Genomic DNA, 24,778 nt, shown 5'->3' with positions numbered 1-24,778 from the left:
CTGGTAACCGTCCATGACCGGCATTTGAATATCCATCAAAACCAGATCGAACGCCTGAGGGCCGGAGCGCTGAATCAAATCCAGCGCCTGCTGGCCGTTCTCCGCGAACACCACCTCGGCGCCTTCCGTGTGCAGAATGTCGGCCAGTACCAGCCGGTTCAACTCGACGTCTTCCGCGGCGAGTATGCGCAGACCTTGCAATCTTGCACCGCTGGCAGTCAGCGCACCGCTATCCCCGATTTCCGCTGCTGCGGCCGGCAGCGGGACAGTCAACACGAAGGTGCTGCCGACGCCGTACGTGCTTTGCGCCTCGATGTCGCCGCCCATTAATCGCGCCAGATCCCGGCTGATCGCCAACCCCAAACCGCTGCCGCCGAATTTGCGCGTAGTCGAATTGTCGGCCTGTTCGAATGCATTGAACAGGCGCTGCAACTGTTCCGCGGTCATCCCAATCCCGCTATCCATCACCGAGAAGCGCACGTTGTTGTCGCGACGGCTGATTTTGACCGCCACGTAGCCGCTATCGGTGAATTTGACAGCGTTAGCCAATAAGTTCAGCAGTATCTGCCGCAAACGCAAACCGTCGCCGAGCACCCATTCCGGCATTTCGCCGTCGAACTGCACCACCAACGTCAACTGCTTTTCCCGCACCCGTAATTCCAGTAACTCGCGGACTTCACCAATCAGGTCGGCCAGTTTGAACGGATGCGGGTCCAACTGCATTTTGCCCGACTCGATTTTGGAAAAATCCAGGATATCGTTCACCAGATTCAACAGGTGTTGGCCGGCTTCGTAAATTTTGGCCATGTTGGCATTTTCCGCCCCGGCCTTACGTAAATTCATTTTGGCCAAGCCCAGAATCGCATTCAGCGGCGTCCGAATTTCGTGGCTCATGTTGGCCAGAAAATCACTTTTGACTTGCGACAGACGCTCGGCTTGCAAGCGAGCCTGCTCTTGCGCGGCTTGGGTAGCCTTGTGGTTGCTGATATCCCGGATCACCCCGATAAAGATGTTCTCGTAATCGTCGATCAACTCGCTGACCGTCAATTCCAGCGGAAAGGTGCTGCCGTCCGATCTGAGTCCTTCGAATTCCACACAGCGGTTCATGATCGCGCGACTGCGGCTCGTCATATATCTGGCTAGATAGCCATCGTGGCTGGAACGATGGGGTTCCGGCATCAGCAGGCTGACATTGTGGTCTATTAACTGGTTTTCGTCGTAGCCGAACAAGTTACAAACCGCATCGTTAACCAACAGGATAGTCCCAACCTGATCGATCAATACCACACCGTCGGCCATGGTACGCAAAATCGCCCGGTTGCGGGCCTCGCTCGCCACCAGCTCCTGCTTGGCCCGTTTGCGCTCGCTGATGTCGTGCACGGTTGCCTGCACCAGCTCTTCGTCGCCGATGACGATGCGGTTCAGTTGCACTTCGGCAAAGAACAGCTCGCCGTCCGCTCGCTTATGTTGCCACTCGAAGTGTTGAGCGCCCTCCATCAATGTCCGTTCGATGTACAGTGCGGCCAACTCTGCGGAACAACGGCCGTCCGGCTGATATTCCGGCGATAGCAACACCGGGGACAGACTCAACAGATGCGCCAGATCGCGGCAGCCGAACAAGCTGACCGCGGCCGGGTTGGCCGATAAAAAGCCGCGGGCCTGGCTCAAGGTCATGATCGCGTCCAACGAAAATTCGAATAAGGCCCGAAAACGTTGCTCGCTATTCCGCAGAATGGCAGCGGCTTGCCTTTCGAACGAAATATCGCGAATAAAGGCGTTGAATTCGACGGCATCGGCCAATTCGATTGGCGTGATAGCCAATTCCACCGGAAACTCGCCGCCGCTGCGGCGCAATGCGGCAACTTCTATGCGGCGGTTGACCGCGCTGCCTTTGCCGCTACTGAGAAATGTTTTCAAGCCCTGCAAGTGAGCGCTGCGATACCGTTCCGGAAGAATCACATCGTGTAATGGTCGGCCCAAGACTTCCTCTGCTTGCCAGCCGAAGATGACCTCGGCTTGCGGGTTCCAGCCTGTGATTTCGCCATGGCGATTCATTTGCACAACCGCGTCCAAAGCGGTATTGACGATGCTGCGCAAACGGACCTCGTCTCGTTTTCGCTCCGCCATTAACGCGGCGAAGCCGTCTGCCATTCGATTGAAATGCCCGGCCACCCGGCCGATTTCGTCGTCGGAATCCTGTGCCAGCCGTTGCTGCAAATCGCCTTCGGCGAACGCCTTGGCTGCCTTCGCCAAACCGGCGATGCTGGCACTGATCGACAAATGGGCGCCTATCGAAAAATAAGCGATCAACACCAGCAAAAAACCCGGCACACCAACACTCAACGCCAATGAGGTGTGCATTTCGGCTATCCGGCGTTGGATAGCCCGCTCCGTCTCGGGCAAAAAACTGTCGTATATTTGCTCGAAAACGCTGTCTATCGTGATGGTCGCGGTAGAAAAAAACTGATCCGGATCGACGGTAAACCGCTGCTGCAGCATATCGTCGATCAAATGCCCGGCGATCAGAGTAACCGCATCGCGGATACGATCCAACATCGCGGCCATCAGCGGCAGTTGCGCCGGGTTGTAACGCTGGATGTCTTTCGCGGCGTGCTCCAGCGTTTTGACGTCGTCCAATATCCGGCTTTTCAGTACCGCCAGTTCCTGCTTTTGCGCGGCATCGATCTGCTTGGCGGCCAGGATGCCGACCCCCATCGCCCTGACCCGGCCAATGTTTTCCAAGGCCTTTGGCAGTTGCTCGACAACCAGCAAAATCAAGTGGTGGGTAGCCAGACTGGACTCGTTGACCAAGCGGCTTTCCTCGCTGACCAGTGCTGCGAGCTCCAGCAGGCCGGCAATCAAGTTACTATGCAATTCATAGCTGCGCTGCTGACTGATTTCGGTCCCGCCCTGTTGCAACAACAGCGCCCAATCCGTCTGCAGGCCCTCGGCTATCGCGACGCCCGCAGAACCGGCATCGCTAGCGGCCACCAGCTCGGCAAGTGCCGCAGTTGTCCTGGCTTCGACCAAGTCGCGCCGTGCCCGCAAACTTTCAGCTCCGCCGATTAAGCCCGCCGACAGGCCGCGATGCTGCTGAACCAATTGAAACGCCCGGGTAACGTGGGCAATCTGGCTTAATCCGGTCACTTCCCGCTGCGCATAGGACAGCGAGCGATTCAGATTTTGATAAAGGTTAAAAAATACCGCCAGTACCGCCAACAGCGACAACAGCCCGATCACGCTGAACTTTTTGCTAAAGCTCAAGCGGTTCATCACCGCTTCGGCCGGCAAAAACAAGACTTTTATGGGGTTCTGCCCGGTCTTCACGGGTTCCGGCTCACGCTTGCTCGCTTACTTCGGCGTTGCCGGCCAGCAAAGCGTTCTGTTTTTCCAGGATCTGATTCAAGCGCAATGCCAGCTGGTGGTCCTTATCGAACAAGCGGTCCAGCTGAGTCGTTAACTCTTCGACATAGCCGTGCAACAAATACTCCTGGCTATCGGTCAGCCCCAAATGGACGAACGCGTTCTCCATGTTGCTGCGGTGTTGTTCGGACAGATTGACCAGTTGCTGATGGTTGACCTGTTGGTTTTGTTCGATTTCGCTCAACAATGCATTCAATTCGCGAATACCTTCCAGTCTGGCTTTGGCCTGCAATTGGCGCTGCTGCTCGCCGACCATCGCCTCCATCCGGGCGCTGGCGCCCTCCACCAGAATCGCCAGGTGATCGCGCAAGCGGCCTATCGCGTCCGGATCGGTCACATCCAGGCCCATCACCAACAAGGTCACGTTCGGAAAATTCAATACCAGTCGGTCTCCGGCCTGATAGATACGGCCAAGTTTGCTCACATAGCTTAGAATCGAGCGCTCCAACGCCGAACATACCGGCTCCGGCCCGAAAACGTGTTCGCCGCAGCTATCGTCCAGTTTCACCAGACCGCTGGCACCGTATTGCGGCAGCGTCTCGATGATCAATGCCCCCAGTTGCGCCGGGGTCCGGCATTGAAACGAAGTGCGCAGAAAATGCAGGATCGCTCCGGTCTCGCCCAAACTGGACATGGCCGTGAATGCCGTTTGCTGGGCGTAATCGAGCTGAGTGCGTAGATTGCGTTTTTGCTGTTCGGTCTCGATCGCCAATTCGACCTTGCGCAGCAATACTTCCTTCTTGGCATTTTTCGGAATGAAGTCGTTGCCGCCGGCATCGAAGGCGGTTAACAGAATTTCCAGGTCATCGTGCGCCGAGACGAACATGACTTGCACCTCGTCGTTACCGTCGGCGCGAATCTGTCGGCAAACATCGATCCCGCTTTGGCCCGGCATCTCAATGTCCAGCAGAATCAGATTCGGCTGCAGATCCAATGCAGCCAAGCAATCGGCACCATTGGCAAACTCGTGAATCTGATAATTTTGGCCTTGCAACTGGTCGACAATCACCAGCCGCAACAAGGCGTCGTCATCCACAACAAAAATACAGAAGGGTTTATCGGACATCTTATTTCCTCGGTGTCGCGCAAAATCGGGGCGAATACCGTCTACAAGCTTAGTTAATTTCGCCAAACTCACCAGCCGGAAAGGTTAGAAAACCAGGCGAATGGTCCGTTCTCGCCAGTTCCGGGCTTTTCTGTTTCAATAGCGGCTTTTCCTTATATGCTGAATTCATGGATTACTCATCTGCGCTCGCCGCCGTTCTCGGCGGCGTTTTAATCGGCGCCTCCGCGGCCTTACTGTTGTTTACCCACAAACATACCGCCGGTATTTCCGGTATCGCTGCCGGTCTGTTGCCGCCTTGGCCGAAGGGCAACGTCTGGCGCATCTGGTTTCTGGCCGGTCTGGTCGCCAGCGCGCCGCTCGCGAAATTGGCCGGCGCCGACCCGGTCACGGAATTGCAGGCGTCGCCTACGCTTCTGGCGCTGGCCGGACTATTGGTCGGTTACGGTTCCCGCCTCGGCGGCGGCTGTACCAGCGGGCACGGCGTGTGCGGTATCGCCCGCCTGTCGCCCCGTTCTATCGTGGCTACGCTGATTTTTATGTTTAGCGCCGGCATCACGGTCTTCCTGACCCGCCATTGGCTTTGAGAGAGGAAAACGTCATGAAACACGGAGTGATACTCTTCGGCTACGGCCTGCTGTTCGGTATCGGTCTGGTGGTTGCCGGCATGAGTAATCCGGCCAACGTTTTGGCCTTTCTGGATGTGGCCGGAGCCTGGGACCCAAGTTTGGCGCTGGTCATGGCCAGCGCGCTGGCGACCTTGGGCGGAGCCCGGCATTGGCTGCACCGCAATACCGAAGCCGCCGACCACGAACAAGACACCGGTGCGACGCCGGCAGCGATCGACACGCGCTTGGTCTGCGGCGCAGCGATATTCGGCGTGGGCTGGGGCATCTCCGGCTTTTGTCCGGGACCGGCATTGGTCGGTCTCACCGCAGGGCTGGCCGGAAACTATGTCTTTGTTGCAGCCATGTTTGCCGGCTTCTACCTGTTCAAACGCTTTCACCGCAGCAATTGACCGGAAGCGGCTTGCAGCTTTGCCATCCAGTGTCGCCGTATTTTGTCCGCTTTACCACAACAATCCACGCCGATCCGGCGCCGGATCGGCGCCGGCTAACCGGTACGGCCTCGGCTGAGACCGCGACTAGCGGGCCTTCGGCGGTTATTTCCGGACGCTGGCAGCGGACCGCAAATTCTGGAACCGATTTTGCTGCATGTTAAGCAAACACTTGCCCAGGAGAATTACGATGAGTCTATTTATCGCTTCGATGACGCCGGACCGGGCGTTGGAAGACAGCACCATCAGCCAAGCCATCACCAAGATTGCAATCGCTTTGGCCGGCTACCGGCAATTGCCGGTGCAAAAACGTTCACCGGCCCTCGATATCGTATTTATGCTACCCGGCAGCCAGGAGCGCGCCGCGTTCGCCGGATTGCGCATCCGCGGCTTCGACCAGACCGGGCAGAGCTTGCAACTCGAAGCGGCGGTGCCGGACAACATGATAGGCTCGGCGCACGCGGAACGCTACGTCATCGCCGTGATGCAGGACGCGATCGACGCCGGTGCCGAATTTTTCCGCGAACAGCAAATCTTGTTCGATGCGGCGGAGCATCTGGCTTTGAGCGAGGCGCTGGCCGAGAAACCCCGCTACGCCATTAACTGAATCGCCGCTGGCGATCCGGCAATTTGCGGCGGCGATGGGGACGCTTCCGCCCCCATCGAAAACCGTCCCCTACCAGGAAAAACTTCCGGTGACGGAGCCGCCGCCATCGTACAGATAGCCGGTTTTAAACGCACTGTTGACGCTAAAAGCGCAGCTGCCTTTGGCCGAACTGGCAAACGTCGGACTTGTGATGGTGGCTTGGCCGGTGCTGCCGGTAAAACCGATCGCTGAGGTGGCGAGCAAGGTTTTGCTGGTACCGGCAGTCAAACCGCCGCTCCAAACGCCGTAAATCGCCGCACCGGAAACCGTCGAGTTCAAGTACTTCAACGTTACGTTCGCCACACACTGCGCCTTGCCGCCGGGAAGAGTCCGGCGCAGAACCCGGGTAGATGCCACTTTCATACTGTTCGTTACCGGACTTTGCTGGGCTTGCAGACTGACGCTGGCGCTGTTTTTCAAACCGCTGTTGTCGGTCACCGTCAAGGTTGCAGTATAGGTTCCCGGCGTGTTGTAGCTATGGGTAACCGTGGCTGAGCGGCTCACCCCGCTGCCGTCGCCGAAATTCCATTCGTAACCGGTGATGCTACCGTCGCGGTCGCTGGAACCGGATCCGTTCAATTCGACACTCAACGGCGCATAGCCTTGGTTCGGCAACGCGCTGACGATTGCCGTCGGCGCCTGCGCTTCGACAGCTTTAGGGTAGCTGCCGCTGATCTGGTAGCGTCCCAGGCTGCCGTAATCGCTGTATCCGGTGGTCAAGTCGCCGAAGCCGACGCCTTCGATTTGCAGATAATATTGCCCGGGGTTCAGCACCGCAGCGACACTAGCCGACAAACTGTCGGCCGGACTGGCTTCGATAACGGTTCCGCCTTTGGCGTCCAACAGCTTCAATTGAATATCCAAATTTTGCGACACCGGGTCCGGGCTGGCATTGAATTGCACCCCGCCGCCGCCGGTATTAAAGGCAAACACGTCGACGTCGCTGCTGCGTTCGATGATGCCGCTTTGGTCTACGGCACTGGAGTCGCCGGCGATAGGTCCGGCGCCAGCCGAATTGTTGGCATAGTCGTCGACTCTGAGCGGGGTACCGGCAGCGTGAATCACCGTAATATCGTCCTGCAGGTTGTTGGCGCCGGGGTATTCGCCTTTGCTCCATTGCGTGAGCGATTTGTAATAGCCGACCCCCATGATCGGCGCCCATCCGGTGACGCCGCTGCCGTGGCCGGAGTAGTAAGTGGTCGAGGCATTGCCGTCATGGGTCAGATTCAAATTGTGCCCGACTTCGTGCGATACCGCTTCAGCGACGTATTTCGGAAAGCCGTTGCCCAATTTGTCCAGAAACACCCAAGCCGGCTGGTAACGGTCCGGCTTGCTGGCCGAATAGTAGGAGTAGACGTTGACGTAAGCCACGCCGCCGCAAGCCTGATTGCACAGTTGCGGCATCGACCGGGTGATCACGGCCCGCGTGCCGTACTGGCCGTCGTCGGCCGCGGTCCGGAACAATTTATCTGCACTCGGCTCTTCCGTGGTCACATCGACATCGAACGGCGCGTAGTCTTCGGCAACCCGTTGCCAGATTTGTTCGATATTGCTCAATTCGGTGGCGCTAAAAGCCGCCGGATTGCCGTCGATGTCGTAAGCCGGGGCCGTCAAAGTCCCGGAATTCCATGCCGTAGCCGTAGCCACATGGCCGTTGAAATCCAGATAAATCAGACGGTTGGCGCCAGGCTTGCTGTGCAAGGCAAAGGCATCGGTGCTGGAAGCGACGCTCATGCCGCCGCTTCCAGCTTGGGCCGGCGCGGTAGTGGTGGCCTCCTGGCCGCCGGTGTCACCTTGCGGTAACGAATCGATGTAGAGCAAGCGGCCGCTCTCGTCGATCCAGGCAGTCGAGTCGGTGGCTAAAATTTCGGCCAGGCGTTCGGCGGACATATCGTAGGTTCGGGCGACCGCTTCAAGTTTGTCGCCCAGCGCTTCGATCGCCGCTTTGCCGTTTTTCTTTTCGGAAAGGCTGATTTGTATAAACGGACTTTCTCCACCATCTGCAGTCCCATCCGGCGTTGACGTGGCTGTTATGGCGGCCTGGGCCAACGCGATCGGATTGTCGTCACCGGAATCGATCAAACCAGAGACAAAAGCCTGCACCCGACCGTCCGATAAAGTCTTCAAAGCATAGTTGTACCCGACCAAGGCTTTTTCCGCGTCTTCCTTGGACGAGAAATACAAAGGCTCGCTGACCATGCCCGCCCCCGGACTAGGCATGGTTCTGGTTAAATCGTCCGTACTGGAGACATTTTTTTCGGGTTCCGTCGCGCATCCTGCCGCCAAAACCGTCAACGCCAACGAAGTGAGGAATATTTGCTTGTTCATACGCCGCTCCCGAGGTCAATAAATACGCCAGAACAGTATAGTCCTGTCAACGGAGCTTTAGCGTTGGGAGGAAGATTAAAATTGCATCCCCTCGCCAACCAAACAGCGGAGGCTGCTTAACTCAATTTTCAGCCCCCGAGCCCTTGCCCGCTCCGACTGGGTTTACTTGCCGTTTTCTTTCGACAGCAAGCTGTGGCGCAACGCCGACAGCAGCAATACCGAACCGCCGGCCCCGGCCGCAATAAGCATCTCCGCCGTTTGCGGCTGCGCGCTCAACCAAATCAGCACTAGCGTCGCCACGCTCACCAGCAATGCCGCGACAGGGATGGCGCGCAAAACGGCACGGTACGTCCTGACAGGGGCGGTACGCCGGCGCTCGGCCTGCCAGAGATAAGCACCGACACCGACCAGCAATCCGGCTATCGAGAATCCCCAATTCAATATCGACGCGCCCTGGTTGGTCCCGGTTAGCGCTTGCAGATTCCATTGCATCCAAACGCAGCCTTCCGCCAACAAGGCAGCCGGTAGCAGACCACTGGCCCACGTCAGCTCCAGCGCCAAAAACGGCAACGCCAGCGACGCCACACTGGCCGCAGTAAGCAAACTGAGCGGATACGCAACCAACACGGCCAACTCCAAAGCGCTGGCGTCTGCGGCGTTCGGCAGATACAAGGCCAAAATGAAACCCAACAGCGCGATAGTCATCGCCAGGGTATCGAGCTTGACGGCCCGTAACCGGGCTGAAGAAACACGACGGCGCAGCGCTTTTAGCAGGCCGCAGGTGAAACACGGCCCCATCAGCAGATAAAACACATCCGATGGCGCCGGAAACGGATTCCAGTAAAACAGTTCTTGCAGATTCCAACAGCATTGGCCGACAAAATACAGGCCGGTACCGTAACAAAACCAGCGGCGATACCAATACTGTCCGGCGTCCCCATGTAGCGTCCCCTGCCAGGCGATAACCCAGGCCGTACCGGCACTGACCGTCCAATGCGCGCTATCCAGCAACGCCAACCAGCTTTCGCCGGCAAACAGCGACAATACGGCTATGGCCAACAACAACAGGCTGGATACGGTCAGAATCGGTTTCAAATCGGCAGGCGTCATCGGTTGCGGAACGGTCATGCTTCATTTTAGCAACTGTTCCGAAATCCGAACCAAATCGGCGGCAAACGCCTGGCGACAATATACCGCTCCGACTCTGCGGCCCTTATGCTTTAGCCGGCCGTCAAAGGTCCGCCTCGTCGTAGCCGAATGCAGCGACAAACCGTGCCAATTGCGGCATCAGCTCGGCGAAGTTTTGTCGGTATGGCCGCCAGCGTGCCAGTGCCGAGTTGTACAAAGGTTGCGACACCGCGGCGAAGCTGGGCGTCGCCACGTAGCGACCGGCCGTGCGCTCGTGAAAACGCTCGACTTCGGGCCGCCAGTCGACGCCGAGCAGTTCGAATACGCCGCGGAAACTGGCTTCGAAATCGTTGACCACGTCTTCGTAGCGCAGCTCCAGCCAGGCCGGCGCGATCCGGTCGCGCAGGCTCAGCCATAAATCCATCACCGCCGCATACTGTTCGGCCACGCCTTGCCACGACAACAGATTGACCGTGGCCGGCGACGCGGCGAAGGATTGCATCGCGCAACTCAGGCAAACATCGCGCGGGTCGCGCAACGCAAACAGAATCTTGGCGTCCGGAAACAGGCAACTGATCAAGCCGGTTTCGATACTGTTCAACGCCACCTTGTTGACGAAGCGTTTGCGCAAGGCCTCCGGCCCGAACTCCTCCGCCACCCGCTGCCAGTAATAGGTGCGCAGTTGCCTGGCTTGCTCGATCCCGATCCGGGCCAACGCCGCCGGCGTGTCGTCGCCGATGCCGGCCATGGCCGCCAGTTGGGCGGACAGTTCCTCAAGCAGATGGTTTTCGTCGGAGGTCAATACCTGCGGATGGGCGGCAAGCACCTGTTCGGTCAAGGTCGTGCCGGAACGCAGGAAACCGATCAGAAACACCGGAGCCGGCAAGCCGTCGGCCAGTTGTTCCGAGGTCCAGCGTTTCAGCAAGGCGTCGCTATAGCCCTGTTTGAACAAGGCAATCTTTTTAAAAATGTAAGCGGCATCGAGCGCTTGATTCTCCGGCAATTGCCGCTGCAACGCGCCAGCCTTGGCAAACATCGCGAACGCCTCGGCATAGCGTTTCTGCTTATCGTAGACCTTGGACAGTTCCAGGCAGGCACGGGCCAATTGCCGGGTATCGGTTTCGGCGGCGACCACCCGCTCCAGCCGCTGCCGGGCCGCATCGTAGTGTTTGTTGTCGAACTCCAATATCGCCAGCAGGATATGAGAACCGGCATCGTGCGGCACCAGTTTCAATACCTTCTCCAGCGCAGCGATCGCCGCGTCGGTCTGATGCAAGCGCTGCAGGCAAACCGCCACCCCGTAATGGGCCGAAGCATTGTCCGGCATGGCTTTGGCGGCCGCCCGCGCCAGTTGCAGCGCCAAGTCCATATCGCCCCAAATTTGCATTTGTTCGGCAAATCCCAGCAATACCCGGCCGTCGGTTTTATCGGCCTGCCGCAGCAAGGCTTTCGCCGCCCGAGCCAGATAACGTTTGCCTTCGGCCAAACGGTGGCGCCAGCACAAGCCCTGGCCGACGCCGGCCAAGGCCTCGGCATGATTGGGCTTGAGCTCAAGCACCTGGCGATAGCATTGCTCCGCCGCCGCGAAATCGCGGCGTTGGTAGGCATGATAGCGTGCGGTTTCCAGCAATTGCTGCAAGCCGGTTTCGCCTGCCGGGGCCGCCGTCGGCTGCGCGCAGCAGTGTTTATACTTGCGGCCGCTGCCGCACGGGCAGGCTTCGTTACGGCCCGGTTTGGTCGAAGGCTTCGAATTCATGGATGGGTGTTAGGGTTAAACAGCCCGCATCATAACGGGAAAACGCGAAAACGGGAGCACCGCAGCCGGCACTCCCGTCCGCTAGGTCCAAGCCCGGCCGGGTCAGACGGTCGAGGCTTTACGCCGTGCGCGCAGACTCCAACCGGTGACGACGCTGCCGAACAACCAGACCGCGCCCGGCAGCGGTACTTGCGATACGGTAATGCTGTTGCCGTTGCGGGCGAAATTCAGCGTATCGGAACTGAAGGTAATCCGGTAATCGGCGTAGTCCAAAATCGGGTTGGCGTAACCGCCGGGTGCCGAGAAGCTGTCGCCGCTGTTGATGCCTGCGGCGGCTTCGGCATCGGTCAGCCGATAGTCGGCGATTACGAAACGATACGCGCCGGCAGCCAAAGCAATGTCGAAGGCCGGATCGCGGCGAAAATGGATGGAACCGTCGGCCGCGCCTTGCTCTTGGCTGCGGGATGTCAAACTGATGGTACTGTTGCTGACCGTCGCACAGTTATTGGCGATGTCGTCGCAACGGGCCAAGTGGTTGGCTGCGCTCAAGCCCGCAGAACCGTCGTCCAGATACCAGTGGGTGTCCGGGTCCAACCAGGTCAGTTCGCCGTCGCCGTTCAAATCGGCCGTCGCGTAGCCGGCGGTCGCGACATTGCTCTGTGAGGCCTCGTAGGCCGCCAGATTGACGCTAAAACTGCCTGCGGTTTGGATAGCGATGTTCCAAACGTCGAACGTGGTGCCGCCCGCTTGGCGGAACAGGGTGCCGTCGACCACCAGGGTATTGGCTTGCGCCGGCGCGGCCGCCGACAAAACCGCCGCCAAGGTGGCGGACAAAGTATATTTCATCATTTCAGTCTCCGAATGGCCTTTAAGTTGCGCCCGAATCGGCACCGGCGATACCGGAGTTCAGGCTTAGGCCGGACAAACAAAATCGGCCGGGATGTGCGGCCCGGCCGCCAACCCCGGCGTCCCTGCCGGGGCCGGACCGTCCTGGTCCGTAGTCGAGCGTCCTTGAGCGGTCTGACCGTTAACGTCGATTGACGACGGAATTACGCCGATAGCGCTTGGCGTCGTTTCAGGCCCAACATGCCGAACAGCGCGCTGCCGAATAGCCAAACTGCGCCTGGGACCGGAACGGCATTGATCTGCACGTTATAAGACCCCGCCAGCCAGCCGCCGGAACCGTTGGCGGTACCGCAATTGGTCTGGGTATAGCAACTGCCGCCGACGGCCATGATGTAGTAGCCCGGCGCCAAATTCGCCAGATCCAAGGCCGCCCAGTCCAAACCGCCTGTGGTACCGCGGCTGGCACCGGCGCTGCCGCTACCGACCGCATAGCCGGCGCCGTTGGTGAAGCTGCTGTCGGCCGGATTGCTGTTACCGTTCGAATAACCGACGAAACCGGTGACGTGAGTCGAGGTAGCCGGCGGCGTGCCTGCGCCCAAACCGTTCATCCATTGGTTTTTATGGGCGCCGCCGCTCGCTTCCGGGCCGCTGACCTGGCTGTAACGGTGAGCGCCGCTGGAATGGTCGACCGGGCCGTTGACGGACCAAATCGAAAAGCCGGGGTGCAACAAGGCATTGGCGTTATTGGCGCTGACCACGATTTTGACGTCGGTGGCACTCGTAACCTGGAATTGGTACCAGTCGGAGGTATGACCCCAACCGGAACCGGCCGGACCGCCGCCGTCGGCCCAGGCTTTAGCCGCCACGGTATCGTTATGGCTGTAAGAAGATCCGGGCGTCACGGTGGCAACTTGGCCGTTGGCAGTCATCGCGGTCAAGCTGAACGCGCTGGCATGGCTGGCGGTTAACGCCAAAGCCGCGCCGGTCAGTAGTTTGGCAACGGATTTTTTTGCGAATTTCATTTAAATTCCTCGTATGTTTTTTAGTCGGCGGCACGCGAATTCCCCGGTTTCGCGATACCACAGTTTGCATCTTCCAATTTGTTCGGCACGGACAGGCGGTACCGGCATCCCTGCATCGGCCTAAGCCGTACCCTGCCGTCACCGGCTCAACAACGAGCCGATAAGCGTGATGCAAATCACATACCAAAATAAAAACATGAGAATTTACGGATGGCTACATTCGAACTGACTCGACAAAAACCGCGCAACTGCTGGGTGATATGACTGATGCACTATGGCATTTGCCGCAGTTTGCGTATTCCTGCCAGACACCGACTCGGCCAAGGCCGGAACGGCTTCGCTTCCGCCAGACCGATGTGCGTCGCCGCCGGTTGGCGGCGACCTGCGATCTAAACCCGGCTGACGCCGTTCAAGCGAACCCTGCGGCGCGATAGCGCAAATCCAAACAATGCGCCGGAGAACAGAAACGCCGAAGCCGGCAGCGGCACCGGCGCCGCGGCCAGCGGCTCCATCCGCCAGGCCAACGCATAATCCCAGACGAAATCGCCGGCCGTGGCCGCAACCACCCGCAGCTCGTAAGCGTGACCGCCGCGCAAAGCCAGCCACAGGTGTTCGCTGTTGTCGACGCGGCTATCGGATAAACCGACCGTACGCTGCAGCGTGGTGTCGAACAACTCCAGATCCAGATCGTACAAGACCGTGGCCAAGCTGCTGTCGTCGGCGACGCCGATATTCCAGACCAAAGCCGCCGACAATTGCAGATCCTTTAGCGCGGTAATTTTGTAACTGGCGCTCCTATTCGAGTTCAGTCCGCCGAATGCGTCGTCGACATCGAACCCGGCCGGCCGCAGCTCGGCATTGCCGCCGTCCTCGATGCTGTCCTGCTCGCCGCCGGCGATGATCCGGTAACTATTGAACACATTGAGCTGGCCGGCACCGAAGCGGTCGTCCAAGCCGTTGGCGGTCTGGTGGCCGGCGCTGCGGTAATCGGCAAGATTGGCGGCGGTCGAGGTATTATCGGTGGTCCGTTCGGCCCCGGCCATCAGCGCCGCCTTGACCGTCTCGGCGCGTTCGGCGTTATAAACCTGGCCGATGCCGGCAATCATTTGTGCCGCGTTGGACAAATTGCCGGCACCGCTATGACCGGTTTCGACCAGCAAGGCCGCGGCCGCAGCGACCATAGGCGTCGCGCCGCTGGTGGTGGAGCGCGGCGCGACCAAATCCGGCCGGGTGCGGCCGCCGCCGTAGACGCTGTCGACCCGGTCCGAACCCCGGTCGTGGCCGCCGTCGCTGCGGCCGACCGCAATCGTGTTGTAAGCGCTGCCGAGTAACGGCGAGTCGCTCGGCCCATTGTCCATGCCGACCACCTGAATGAATTCGTAACGCTGGACGATGCGGTCCGCCAAACGCAGGTAGGCGCCGATGTCGGTTTCGCTGTCGGCCCTGCCGATCCAGCTATGGTTGGCGATCCGGGCCCCGGCAAGCGGGGCTTCGGCGCTAGCGGCGACCAAGCCGTGCAGCCAGTCGTCGGCGTTGTACACGGCAATGTTGGCGATGCCGGGGGCGATGGAATCGTTACCGAAAAACATGGCGGCAACGCCGGTGGCATGATCGGAGATGCCAGTACTGGCCAGCGGCCCCGGATAACTGAAGGTTTTACCGGCAAACCGGGTTTGCCCGGTGTTGGGGGCAAACACCGGATAGCGCAGCTTGTCGGACTGTGGAACCGTGGAGGCTTCGGCCAGAACGACATTGACGCCGGCCCCGGTCGGCACGGCACTTCCCAGCAACTGCTGCAATTGCCGATAGCCGATATCGTCCCGGTAATCGGCTTGCGCCAATCCGCACCACAGGCTCGCCAGCCCCAAACCCAGCCGTTTCGTCGCACGCATCGCTAACTCCCGTTCCAAGTGACCGCAACCGGCGGGCGGCGCTTGCTTCGGTTCGGCGACTCTAACGCACCAACCGCATCCGCTTGCCGGTCAGGCTACTATAGTCGAGAAACGTGGAGACGCCAGCCGTGGGCTACAACCAGCCGGAGCGCTTGAGGCGCCAGTACAAACCCAGGCTGCCCGCCGCCACGCCGGCCAGTACCAGCGGATAACTGAAGGCCCAATCCAGTTCCGGCATGTGGCGGAAATTCATGCCGTACCAACTGAACACCATGGTCGGAATCGCCAGAATCGCGCCCCAGCCGGCCAGACGCTTGACCACTTCGTTTTGGCGCACCGTTTCGAAGGTCAGATGCACCTGCATCGCCGCCAGCAGCATTTCGCGCATGCCCTGAATCGCTCGATCCACGCGCTTGATATGGTCGGCGACATCGCGAAAATAAAAGCGCACGTCTTTGTGGATCATGCCGCCGTGAAACCGCATCAGTTCGTTGCAAATGTCGATCACCGGATTGATCGCGCCTTCCAGCAGCAGCAACTCGCGCTTCAATTCGTACAAGCCTTCCATGGTCTGCCGGCTAGGCCGGTTCTGGAAGATGGCCGATTCCAGTACATCGAAGCGTTCCTGCAAGCCGTTGATCACCGGCATGTAGTTGTCGACGATGAAATCCATCACCGAATACAACGCAAACCCGGAACCTTTGGCCAGCAATTGCGGCATGGCCTGACAGCGTTCCCGCACCCGGGCCAGACTGTGCGAGGCGCCGTGACGCACCGTAACCAAAAAGCGCGGCCCGACGAACAAATGGGTCTCACCGAAGGCGACGCTGTCGTCGACCAACTGCGCGGTCTGCAATACGATGAACAGCGAATCGCCGTATTCCTCGATTTTCGGCCGCTGATGCGCGGAACAGGCATCCTCGATCGCCAGATCGTGCAAGCCGAACTCGATTTGGATCGCCCGCAAAATGCCGCTGTCGGCCTCGCGCAGCCCTAACCAGACAAAGGTATCCTCCTTCAGCAGCACTTCGCTGATGTCCTCAATGGTAATGTCGCCGATACCGATGCCTTTCTGGTAGGCCACGCAACGCATGACCTTGGAATTATCGATAGCCTGGTTCAAGAGCTTCTCCGCTTATTTGGCAATGGTGATGGTCGGGGCGCCTTGCTGGTTCAAATTGGCGACCGTCATCTGAAAGATCTGGCACAGCAAGCGGAAACCCTCGCGGTTCCACTGGTAGCCGGTTTCGGGTTGCAATGCGTAATTCTGCCCGCCGAATTCGACGCTGAGGTCGCCGTCGTCGGCGCCGACTTGCAAGGCCAGGGTCTGCACCGGATTTTCGCGCACCGCCGGCGTCGCCGGGTGTTTGTCCACCGCAAACTCCGGCTCGTCGCCGAGGCCTTCGCCGATGAAGTTCAACACATTATGAAAGCTGCGCAAGCGGAACACGCCGTGCAGCGGCCATTCGCCGCCCGGATAGCCGGCGCGGATATCGACGCCGACATCGTTATCGGCGCCCTTCCCGGCCTCTTCGTGCAGCCGCCGCCGCTCGTCGTTGCTCAGTAGCGCCGGATCGTAATTGGTCAGCACGATTCGCCCCACCACCCGTTTCTTCAGCCGCACTTGTCCCGATTGCGGCAGAAATTCGACGGCGTAGTCTTTTTCCAGCTCGGCCAGATGTTCCGCCGCCACGCTGCCGGCCGGCAACAGCCACTCGCGCTCGAACATCAGCGGTTCGGCAAACAGTTGGTGCCGGTCCTGAATCGACGACAAATGCAGCACCGCCTGGCGGAACATCCGGTAGCCTGCCGCATCCACCGGCCGATTCGAATAGATGCCGTTTTGCCCGTCGCCGGCCAGACGCAGTTCGCCGGCCAGCAAACGCAGCAACAAATCCACGTCGACGCCCTGGCGCAACAGCATCGTCAACTTGCTCTCCGGAAATGGCGTCAGCATGCGCTTGGTGAATTCCTCGCCTTCGATCGGCACGATGCTGATGGTCGGATTTTCGGAGACGGTGCCGCCGAACACCGGCGTCAACAACGACCCGTTGTCGCCGGTGGCCGCCGGCGTCGCCCCGGCATTCAATTGAAAATTAAAGGTCGCGGCGATATTGGACACCCCGGTGAAATGCAAGGGCTGGTGATGGTGGGCTCGGGCAATGTTCAGCAACAATTGCCGCGACAGCGTATCGGCCGTGGCTTTGTCGTATTCGACCACCGCGCGGTCCAGGGCCAGCGGCGACAAGCAGCCGGACAAGGCCAGCGGCACGGCCAGGCCGAGAATCGCAGTCAAACTGGGGAGCGACATTCGGTAACGAAACAGATTGGGCATCGTGGCAAATGGGTGAAAAAAACCGGCTAAGTTTGCACGCGCAGCCGCCGAAAACACAATCGCATTTTTTCGCCGCCGCACTCTCCGGGTCCGCCGGCCTGCGCCGCGGCCGGAGAAATTTGGGTTTACACTGTCGCCACCCGCCACTTCGCTAGCGTGCCGAACCATGAAAATCCACCATTTGACCGCTGCCGAAGCGCTGGAAAGTTTGGGCTCCAGCCTGAACGGCCTGGACGATGCCATGATCGAGGGCCGGCTGCGCGAATTCGGCTTCAACCGCATCGAAGAAACCCGGAAAACCTCTGCGCTGTTGCAGTTTGCCCAGGAGTTTCTGCATTTTTTTGCGCTGATCTTGTGGCTGGCGGCCGGACTGGCGTTCTTCGCCGAATCGCAGCAACCCGGCGAGGGCATGCAGACCTTGGGTTACGCCATTCTGGGCGTGATTGCGATCAACGGCTGTTTTTCGTTCTGGCAACGACATCAGGCCGAACAGGCCATCTCCGCCTTGCAAAAACTGCTGCCGCGCCAGGTCAAAGTGATTCGCGACGGCGAATTAGGCTTGGTTTACGCCGACGAACTGACGCCCGGCGACCTCTTGGTGTTGCAGGAAGGCGATAACGTGCCGGCCGATTGCCGCTTGGTGGAAGCGTTTGCATTGCGGGTCAACAACGCCACCATCACCGGCGAATCCTTGCCGAAAGGCCGCGACGCACTGCCGTCCGCCGCTGAAGACATCGGCCAGAGCCGCAACATCCTGCTGGCCGGCACCTCGGTGGTAGCCGGCGAAGGCAAGGCCGTGGTCTTCGCCACCGGCATGCACACCGAGTTCGGCAAAATCGCCCACACCCTGAAAACCATGGTGAAAAGCCAATCGCCGCTGCAAAAGCAAATCGCCCGTTTGAGCCGCTTCGTCGCCCTGCTGGCGCTGGCGCTGGGCCTGGCGTTCTTCTTTATCGGCCAGGCCATCGGCCTGACCTTCTGGGAAAACTTCATCTTCGCCATCGGCCTGATCGTCGCCAACGTGCCGGAAGGGCTGCTACCGACCGTGACGCTATCGCTGGCGATGGCAACACAACGCATGGCCAAGCGCAACGCCCTGATCCGCAATCTGCCGTCGGTGGAAACCCTGGGTTCGACCACGGTGATCTGTACCGATAAAACCGGGACTCTGACCGAGAACCGGATGGCGGTCAAGCAGCTGTTTGTGGACGGCCGCCATTGCGTCCCCGCACACTTGGACCAACATAGCCTGCAACAGCACGCCGCGTTTCTGGCCGGCGCCGCCTTGTGCCACAACCTGAAACGGGTGGAAGGTATCGCGGCGCTGGGCGATCCGATGGAAATCGCCTTGGTGGAAATGGCTCACGCCCAAGGCATGCGCATCGATTATCCGAAGATCGGCGAAGTCGCTTTCGACACCGACCGCAAGCGGATGTCCACCATCCACAGTACCCCGTCCGGAAACATGCTGTACTGCAAGGGCGCACTGGAAATGGTAATGCCGCTATGCCGGCAGATTATGTTCGACAATAAGATAGAGACTCTCGACGACGACCGCCGCCAACAATTGACCGACGCGCTACAAACCATGGCCGACCAAGGTTTGCGGGTACTGGCGCTGGCTTATCGGCCGCTGCCGGAGGCGTTACCCGACGATCCGGAACAGGATTTGGTATTCAGCGGCCTGGTCGGTCTGGAAGACCCGCCGCGGCCGGAAGTCGCTGCTGCCATCGGCCAATGCCATCGGGCCGGCATCAAAGTCATCATGGTGACCGGCGACCACCCGCACACCGCGGTCGCCATCGCCCGTCAAATCGGCCTGGTGCGCAGCGAGCATCCCAAGGTCATCGTCGGCGACAAATTGAAGAAACTGACGCCCAGCCAATTGCAAGTCGCGCTGGATGCGGAAGAGATTGTTTTTGCCAGGGTCGGCGCCGACCAGAAAATGCAGATCGTCGAAGCCCTGCAACGCAAGCGGCATATCGTCGCGGTCACCGGCGACGGCGTCAATGACGCTCCGGCGCTGAAAAAGGCCGACATCGGCATCGCCATGGGCAAGGCCGGCACCGATGTCGCCAAAGAAGCGGCCGACATGATTTTGCTGGACGACAACTTCGCCAGCATCGTCGCCGCGATCGAGGAAGGCCGCGCCGTATTCGACAACATTCGCAAGTTTCTGACCTATATACTCACATCGAACATTCCGGAAGTGGTGCCCTATCTGGCTTTCGTGCTGTTCAAGATTCCGCTGCCGCTGACCATCATCCAGATCTTGGCCGTCGATCTGGGCACCGACATGCTGCCGGCGCTGGGCCTGGGCGTCGAAAAACCCGACACGGATGTGATGAAGCAAGCCCCCCGCTCCCAAAAGGAAACCCTGATCGACTGGCGCTTATTGGCTCGCGCTTACGGCTTCCTGGGCGTGTTGGAAGCCGTCGCGGCGATGGCGGCGTTCTTTTTCGTGCTGGAGCGCGGCGGCTGGGAGTACGGCCAAATCCTGCACGGCCGCCAGCCCTTGTATTTGCAGGCAACCACGGCCTGCCTCAGCGCGATCATCATGATGCAGATCGCCAACGTCTTCGTCTGCAAGCAGCGCCAGCGCGGCCTGGTCGGCACGGCGTTGCTGGACAATAAACTGATCCTGTCCGGCATCCTGTTGGAACTTGGGCTGATCCTGGCCATCGTCTACACGCCGTGGGGCAACGCCCTGTTCGGCGCCGCACCGATCGGCGGCGAGGTCTGGCTGTTCACGCTGCCCTTCGTCGTCAGCCTGCTGGTCCTGGAAGAATTGCGCAAATGGCTGGTGCGGCGCTTCCAGCCGTTTCCGGTCCGGTTTAAGCCGGTCAAATTGCGCAAAAATGCACGCACCCAACGCTGAGTGATACCGGGAAGTAAGCCCCGTCGATGTCAGCCGGGCAGGTCGCTGGGCTCGCTGGTGATTGATACCTCAGATGCCGGAAAATTTAACAACTCAGCTCTGCTCTGAGGCCAATGCCGGAATCAGCTAGCGCGCTATACCGCGCCGGCACCCAAGATTTATGCGACATCCAACCCTAAACCGGGACGCATCTGCAAATGATACCGCCCCATTCCTGCGGTGTTGTGCTTGATTCTTCTAGTGTCGTATTTTTTTACAGTTATGTGAAAACCGCGTTACAAAGAATTCATAACTCTCTGATAAAGATCAAAATAGTTTTATAGGCATATTTCATGCTCAATCTAAAGGGAATTTTTCACTTTTTTGTAACTTATATCTCATCGGGGGAGAGACGCCATGAAATTCAAACACTTATACATTGCAGCAATTGCGATCGGCATCGGGTTTGCCGCACCGGTATCGCAAGCCGCCACCTATACGGTCGACAACCTGATCGGGTCGGCAAACCTGGGCAATTCCGGCGATGCCACCGAATTAAACGCATTGAAAGCCTTGTTGGGATCTAGCGGCAGTAATTTGGTGATGGACTACAAAAGCAGCGGCGCGGTAACGGCATCCTCCGACGACGCCGGCAATTGGTACCTCGACGTCGCTCCGGATCAACCTGGCTATTTTCTGCTGAAATTCGGCACCGGTGGCTTGGGTGCAGTGGACGATACCTATTTCTTCGAAAACATCGGAGAAATGACCAAACTGGTTTGGACCAATGCTCTAGTCAGCAACATCACCGGTGGATGCGGTCGGAACAACTGCAATATCGGTAGATTAAGCCACTACGCTTACACCAACGGTACGGGTACCGACAACATTCCGACCATTCCGGAACCAGGCGTCTTGAGCCTGTTAGGTATCGGCCTGTTAGGTTTCGGAGTCAGAAAAATTAACGTCAAGCGCTAATCCGTTAGCGTTTTCATACCAAGCCGGCGTCAGCCGGCTTTTTTGTGTCCAGTTTCCGCCGCATCCTGTTTCCGGATTGGCGCGTCTCAGTCCGCTACGTCAAGCCGCAGTTACCTCGGCAATACGGTTGAAGCCAAAGTTAGGCCACACCGTCCGGCCAATAATTAGCTAGACTAACTTCCCGAATTCACAGCAAACCAAACACATGCGGGAAGAAAGCAAAACCGAAGACCGAAAACTGGAGATTCAACAGGTCATCCGCTGGCTGCAAGAGGACCGGATTCTGTCGGCGCAGGATTTGGAAAAATGCCGGCAATATGCGGCAGCCAAGATCAATCTAAACAAGCATCCGCTCAAGGTTTTGTCAGAATGCGAGCTGTCCGACCAAACCCAGCTGGGCAAGGCGCTGTCGCAAGAGGATCTGACCCAGTGGCTGGCGAAAAAATTGGCCCTGCCATACTACTATTTCGACCCGTTGAAAATCGATGTGCCGACCGTGACGGCCCTGTTCAGCAAGGCCTACGCCGGTAATTACAACATTCTGCCGATCAAAATCAACGACGACGAAATCGTGGTCGCCACCGCCGAACCGTTCATCCGCGCCTGGCAAACCGATCTGGCGAAAATGCACCACGGCAAGATTCGTTGCGTATTCGCCAACCCCGACGAAATCAAGCGCTACCTGGACGAGTTCTATAACTTTTCCAAATCGCTGAAAGGCGCACAAAGCCACAACGACGGCCGCACCGCGGAGGGCCAGAATTTCGAGCAATTGGTCGAACTGAGCAAAACCGCGGATCTGGACGCCAACAACCAGCATGTGGTCAACCTGGTGAACTGGCTGCTGCAATACGCTTTCGACCAGCGCGCCAGCGATATCCACATGGAACCGCGCCGCCTGCAGGGCAACGTCCGGTTTCGGATCGACGGTATCCTGCATAACGTCTACCAATTTCCGATGCCGATCATGAACGCGGTTTTGAGTCGACTGAAAATTCTGGGACGGATGAACATCGCCGAAAAACGGCTGCCGCAGGATGGCCGGATCAAAACCCAGAACAGCAACGGCAAGGAAATCGAACTGCGGCTGTCGACCATGCCGACCGCGTTCGGCGAGAAGCTGGTGATGCGGATTTTCGACCCGGAAGTGTTACTACGCGATTACGTACAACTCGGCTTCAGCAAGCAGGAACTGACGCTGTGGAACCGCCTGGTCGGCCATACCCACGGCATCATTCTGGTCACCGGCCCGACCGGCTCCGGCAAGACCACGACGCTGTATTCGACCCTGAAGCGGCTGGCGACGCCGGAAATCAATTTATGCACGGTGGAAGACCCGATCGAGCAAATCGAGCCGGCCTTCAATCAGATGCAGGTCCAGGCCAATATCGGGCTGGATTTCGCCAGCGGCATCCGCACCTTGCTGCGGCAAGATCCGGACATCATCATGGTCGGCGAGATTCGCGATCTGGAAACCGCGGAAATGGCGGTACAGGCCTCGCTGACCGGCCACTTGGTAATCTCGACACTACACACCAACAACGCGCCGGCCGCGGTGACCCGTCTGCTGGATATCGGCGTGCCGGGTTACCTGATCCAACAGACCGTGCTCGGCATCATGGCCCAACGTCTGATCCGGGTGCTGTGCAAGCACTGCAAAACTGCGGCACCCACCGACGAAAACCTGTGGCGGGGGCTGGTGGCGCCGTTCAAGGTGGCGCCGCCCAAGCAGTTGTTCAAGGCCGTCGGTTGCAAGGAATGCCGCAATACCGGTTTCGCCGGCCGGGTCGGCATTTACGAAATTTTCGAGAACAGCCCGGCACTGGAAAAGCTGATCGTGGAAGGCTGCGACACCGCCCTGCTGCAAAAACAGGCGATCAAGGAAGGCATGCGGCCGTTGCGACTTAGCGGCGCCGAAAAAGTCGCGGCCGGTATCACCACCATCGACGAAATTCTCAGAGTCGCGCCGGAACGTATCGAGTTGTAGTCCGGCCAATCGTCCCTCCCGGATAGCCCGCGCCGACACCGACCGAGTGCGCGGCTGGCCGGCGATTCGTCAAGCGCAAACCGGCAAAACAGCCAGCACACAGCAGCAAATCTCCCTCGCCGGCTCGACCGTGGGCCGGCTATCAGCCCGTCAATGGATCGCACAGCCGGCGGCAACCCGGCTTATTGAGCGGCAGGCGGCGTCTGGAATGCGCCTTGCCGGTAGAGCTGATCGTAAAGATGGTCGCCGATTCGGCCGAACATGGCGTCCTGGTTCTGCTTGGAAAACGGCAACGCAAACAGCATAAACAGTTCGACGTAGCCTTTATTGGATTCTTCGATACTGCCGCTGTACTTTTTGCCGGTCTTGACGTCGGCCAAGGTGTATTGGATGTCGTAACTCTGGGTCACGGTGTACGGGATCAAGGTCAGCGTCAGCCCGCTCAAAATCTGCATCCCGATGCTGGAATCGCCGTATTGGCTGCCGCTCAAGGTCAATTGGTAATCGGCTTTACCGGTAAACTCGCCGGGTTCCACCGCTTCGTGATCGCGGATGTAGCCTTTATCTTGCCAGGCATCCATCACGTTCTGGTTGATCAAGCTACCGGCCAGATTGGACGTGACCATTTTGCCGCCTTCCAAGGTAAACGCGAAGTCGCCGACGGTGTGCTCCACCATCGGTTTCATCGTGTTGGCCGGCGGCGAAATCGGCCCCAGCTTGGTCCCGTCGGTAATGTAAGCGCAGCCCGACAGGGCCATACCGCAGACGGCGGCGATAGAACGCAGGGGTGGGCAAAGTCGTGATGTCATCGGTCCGGTTCCTATTGTGGCGTTTGAGCGAAAAGGTGCCGCCATAACTTGCGGCTAAGTTCCTCGAGTACATTCGGCCGACAGCTCCCGGTCCACCCCTTGCCGACGACTTCCGCGACATTGTCGCCCTGACGCCGCAGTTGCAGCCGAACATTGTTCATCGTCCCGCAGGCTTGCTCGCCCTGGTCGATACCGATCGTTGCCCGCAGCAACAAGGCGTCGTCCGCCAACTCGTCGACAAGACGAAAGCCGGCTGCCGCCAACGCCTGTTTTACCTCGACTTTCTGGCGGGCGGCGGTCACGAAAATCGGCGTCCGCGGGCCGTTCGGCAATGCGGCCGCGGCATCCAGCGGCGGAGCGCCCGGCGTGCAGGCGGCAAGCGCCAGTAGCGGTAACAGCGCCAACCCGAGCTTATCGCGTCTTTCCATCGTCATCGTCATTATGCCTTGTGGTTATCGCCGGTCCGCTCCGGCTCAACCGGCCGACATTTTCCGGAATGTCGGCGCCGGGTGCGGACAAATTCACCTTGGCCAAGTGGAAATGCTCACAGCCGGGCCAGGTCTGGCCCGATACATTACTTCTACCCTTCAAGCCGATTCGGAACCCGGAACGCCGCCAGATCCATCCGGCGCTGCAGACTCCGAGCCGACT

18 protein-coding genes are annotated in these 24,778 nt (G+C 59.1%); 6 read left to right on the top strand and 12 right to left on the bottom strand.

The genetic code is table 11. The features are described from left to right. Positions 1–3,327 (bottom strand): PAS domain S-box protein (locus C2U68_RS19735; protein ID WP_140914187.1); only part of this gene is annotated, 3,327 nt, incomplete at its 3' end. A gap of 10 nt (positions 3,328–3,337) precedes the next feature. Then, a complete protein-coding gene (locus tag C2U68_RS19730; protein ID WP_140914186.1) occupies positions 3,338–4,489 on the bottom strand; it encodes a PleD family two-component system response regulator in 1,152 nt (383 codons plus the stop codon). 167 nt (positions 4,490–4,656) lie between these two features. Between C2U68_RS19730 and C2U68_RS19725 the strand changes: the two genes are divergently transcribed. The 3 genes from C2U68_RS19725 (at position 4,657) to C2U68_RS19715 (ending at position 6,150) form a co-directional block, all read left to right on the top strand. Then, positions 4,657–5,073, top strand: a complete 417-nt coding sequence (locus C2U68_RS19725) for a YeeE/YedE family protein (protein ID WP_140914185.1) — start codon at positions 4,657–4,659, stop codon at positions 5,071–5,073. Positions 5,074–5,087: 14 nt separating this feature from the next. Next, positions 5,088–5,504, top strand: a complete 417-nt coding sequence (locus tag C2U68_RS19720) for a DUF6691 family protein (RefSeq protein ID WP_140914184.1) — start codon at positions 5,088–5,090, stop codon at positions 5,502–5,504. Between the two features lie 229 nt (positions 5,505–5,733). Next, on the top strand, positions 5,734–6,150 hold the full coding sequence (locus C2U68_RS19715; protein WP_260839416.1) for a hypothetical protein: 417 nt from the start codon (positions 5,734–5,736) through the stop codon (positions 6,148–6,150). A gap of 69 nt (positions 6,151–6,219) precedes the next feature. Here C2U68_RS19715 and C2U68_RS19710 read toward each other — a convergent pair whose 3' ends face one another. The 8 genes from C2U68_RS19710 to C2U68_RS19675 form a co-directional block, all read right to left on the bottom strand. Then, positions 6,220–8,517, bottom strand: coding sequence for a PKD domain-containing protein (locus tag C2U68_RS19710; RefSeq protein WP_140914183.1), 2,298 nt, complete (start codon positions 8,515–8,517; stop codon positions 6,220–6,222). A gap of 162 nt (positions 8,518–8,679) precedes the next feature. Next, the gene (locus C2U68_RS19705; RefSeq protein WP_140914182.1) at positions 8,680–9,645 is read right to left on the bottom strand and encodes a hypothetical protein; all 966 of its coding nucleotides are present in this window, start codon (positions 9,643–9,645) and stop codon (positions 8,680–8,682) included. A 103-nt stretch (positions 9,646–9,748) separates the two neighbouring features. Beyond that, positions 9,749–11,401, bottom strand: a complete 1,653-nt coding sequence (locus C2U68_RS19700) for a sulfotransferase (RefSeq protein WP_140914181.1) — start codon at positions 11,399–11,401, stop codon at positions 9,749–9,751. Positions 11,402–11,503: 102 nt separating this feature from the next. After that, positions 11,504–12,250 (bottom strand): hypothetical protein, encoded by a 747-nt coding sequence (locus C2U68_RS19695; protein ID WP_140914180.1) that lies wholly within the window; start codon positions 12,248–12,250, stop codon positions 11,504–11,506. Between the two features lie 200 nt (positions 12,251–12,450). Then, entirely contained in the window at positions 12,451–13,269 is an 819-nt protein-coding gene (locus tag C2U68_RS21350; RefSeq protein WP_186289680.1) for a PEP-CTERM sorting domain-containing protein, read from the bottom strand. A 389-nt stretch (positions 13,270–13,658) separates the two neighbouring features. After that, on the bottom strand, positions 13,659–15,161 hold the full coding sequence (locus C2U68_RS19685) for a hypothetical protein (protein ID WP_140914179.1): 1,503 nt from the start codon (positions 15,159–15,161) through the stop codon (positions 13,659–13,661). A gap of 133 nt (positions 15,162–15,294) precedes the next feature. Beyond that, positions 15,295–16,284, bottom strand: a complete 990-nt coding sequence (locus tag C2U68_RS19680; protein ID WP_186289679.1) for a magnesium and cobalt transport protein CorA — start codon at positions 16,282–16,284, stop codon at positions 15,295–15,297. Between the two features lie 12 nt (positions 16,285–16,296). Next, positions 16,297–17,472: a hypothetical protein gene (locus tag C2U68_RS19675; protein WP_140914178.1), complete on the bottom strand. Its 1,176-nt coding sequence runs from the start codon at positions 17,470–17,472 to the stop codon at positions 16,297–16,299. Positions 17,473–17,662: 190 nt separating this feature from the next. On the opposite strand from C2U68_RS19675, the gene C2U68_RS19670 reads away from it, so the two are divergent. From C2U68_RS19670 to C2U68_RS19660, 3 genes are all read left to right on the top strand, one after another. After that, positions 17,663–20,374, top strand: a complete 2,712-nt coding sequence (locus C2U68_RS19670) for a cation-translocating P-type ATPase (RefSeq protein WP_140914177.1) — start codon at positions 17,663–17,665, stop codon at positions 20,372–20,374. A gap of 396 nt (positions 20,375–20,770) precedes the next feature. Further along, positions 20,771–21,331: a PEP-CTERM sorting domain-containing protein gene (locus tag C2U68_RS19665; protein ID WP_140914176.1), complete on the top strand. Its 561-nt coding sequence runs from the start codon at positions 20,771–20,773 to the stop codon at positions 21,329–21,331. A gap of 205 nt (positions 21,332–21,536) precedes the next feature. After that, complete coding sequence (locus tag C2U68_RS19660; protein ID WP_140914175.1) at positions 21,537–23,318, top strand: GspE/PulE family protein; 1,782 nt, start codon at positions 21,537–21,539, stop codon at positions 23,316–23,318. 182 nt (positions 23,319–23,500) lie between these two features. Here the strand turns inward: C2U68_RS19660 and C2U68_RS19655 are convergent, their stop codons facing one another. Both C2U68_RS19655 and C2U68_RS19650 read right to left on the bottom strand, forming a co-directional pair. Continuing rightward, positions 23,501–24,127 carry a hypothetical protein gene (locus tag C2U68_RS19655; protein ID WP_140914174.1) on the bottom strand — a complete coding sequence of 209 codons (627 nt, stop codon included), beginning with the start codon at positions 24,125–24,127 and terminating at the stop codon, positions 23,501–23,503. An 11-nt stretch (positions 24,128–24,138) separates the two neighbouring features. Beyond that, on the bottom strand, positions 24,139–24,561 hold the full coding sequence (locus tag C2U68_RS19650; protein WP_140914173.1) for a hypothetical protein: 423 nt from the start codon (positions 24,559–24,561) through the stop codon (positions 24,139–24,141). Between the last annotated feature and the right edge of the window lie 217 nt (positions 24,562–24,778).

The organism is Methylomonas koyamae, from assembly GCF_006483455.1.
GTDB lineage: Bacteria > Pseudomonadota > Gammaproteobacteria > Methylococcales > Methylomonadaceae > Methylomonas > Methylomonas koyamae_B.
The sequence above is the reverse complement of the archived record's forward strand: the minus strand, read 5'-3'. Positions and strand labels throughout refer to the sequence as shown.

Excerpts from the sequence above, each read along its gene's own strand:
- C2U68_RS19665 (WP_140914176.1), top strand. The coding sequence starts at position 20,771 with ATGAAATTCAAACACTTATACATTGCAGCAATTGCGATCGGCATCGGG.
- C2U68_RS19660 (WP_140914175.1), top strand. The coding sequence starts at position 21,537 with ATGCGGGAAGAAAGCAAAACCGAAGACCGAAAACTGGAGATTCAACAG.
- C2U68_RS19710 (WP_140914183.1), bottom strand. The coding sequence starts at position 8,517 with ATGAACAAGCAAATATTCCTCACTTCGTTGGCGTTGACGGTTTTGGCG.
- C2U68_RS19720 (WP_140914184.1), top strand. The coding sequence starts at position 5,088 with ATGAAACACGGAGTGATACTCTTCGGCTACGGCCTGCTGTTCGGTATC.
- C2U68_RS19675 (WP_140914178.1), bottom strand. The coding sequence starts at position 17,472 with ATGTCGCTCCCCAGTTTGACTGCGATTCTCGGCCTGGCCGTGCCGCTG.
- C2U68_RS19730 (WP_140914186.1), bottom strand. The coding sequence starts at position 4,489 with ATGTCCGATAAACCCTTCTGTATTTTTGTTGTGGATGACGACGCCTTG.
- C2U68_RS19715 (WP_260839416.1), top strand. The coding sequence starts at position 5,734 with ATGAGTCTATTTATCGCTTCGATGACGCCGGACCGGGCGTTGGAAGAC.
- C2U68_RS19705 (WP_140914182.1), bottom strand. The coding sequence starts at position 9,645 with ATGACCGTTCCGCAACCGATGACGCCTGCCGATTTGAAACCGATTCTG.
- C2U68_RS21350 (WP_186289680.1), bottom strand. The coding sequence starts at position 13,269 with ATGAAATTCGCAAAAAAATCCGTTGCCAAACTACTGACCGGCGCGGCT.
- C2U68_RS19725 (WP_140914185.1), top strand. The coding sequence starts at position 4,657 with ATGGATTACTCATCTGCGCTCGCCGCCGTTCTCGGCGGCGTTTTAATC.
- C2U68_RS19685 (WP_140914179.1), bottom strand. The coding sequence starts at position 15,161 with ATGCGTGCGACGAAACGGCTGGGTTTGGGGCTGGCGAGCCTGTGGTGC.
- C2U68_RS19670 (WP_140914177.1), top strand. The coding sequence starts at position 17,663 with ATGAAAATCCACCATTTGACCGCTGCCGAAGCGCTGGAAAGTTTGGGC.
- C2U68_RS19695 (WP_140914180.1), bottom strand. The coding sequence starts at position 12,250 with ATGATGAAATATACTTTGTCCGCCACCTTGGCGGCGGTTTTGTCGGCG.
- C2U68_RS19655 (WP_140914174.1), bottom strand. The coding sequence starts at position 24,127 with ATGACATCACGACTTTGCCCACCCCTGCGTTCTATCGCCGCCGTCTGC.
- C2U68_RS19700 (WP_140914181.1), bottom strand. The coding sequence starts at position 11,401 with ATGAATTCGAAGCCTTCGACCAAACCGGGCCGTAACGAAGCCTGCCCG.
- C2U68_RS19650 (WP_140914173.1), bottom strand. The coding sequence starts at position 24,561 with ATGACGATGGAAAGACGCGATAAGCTCGGGTTGGCGCTGTTACCGCTA.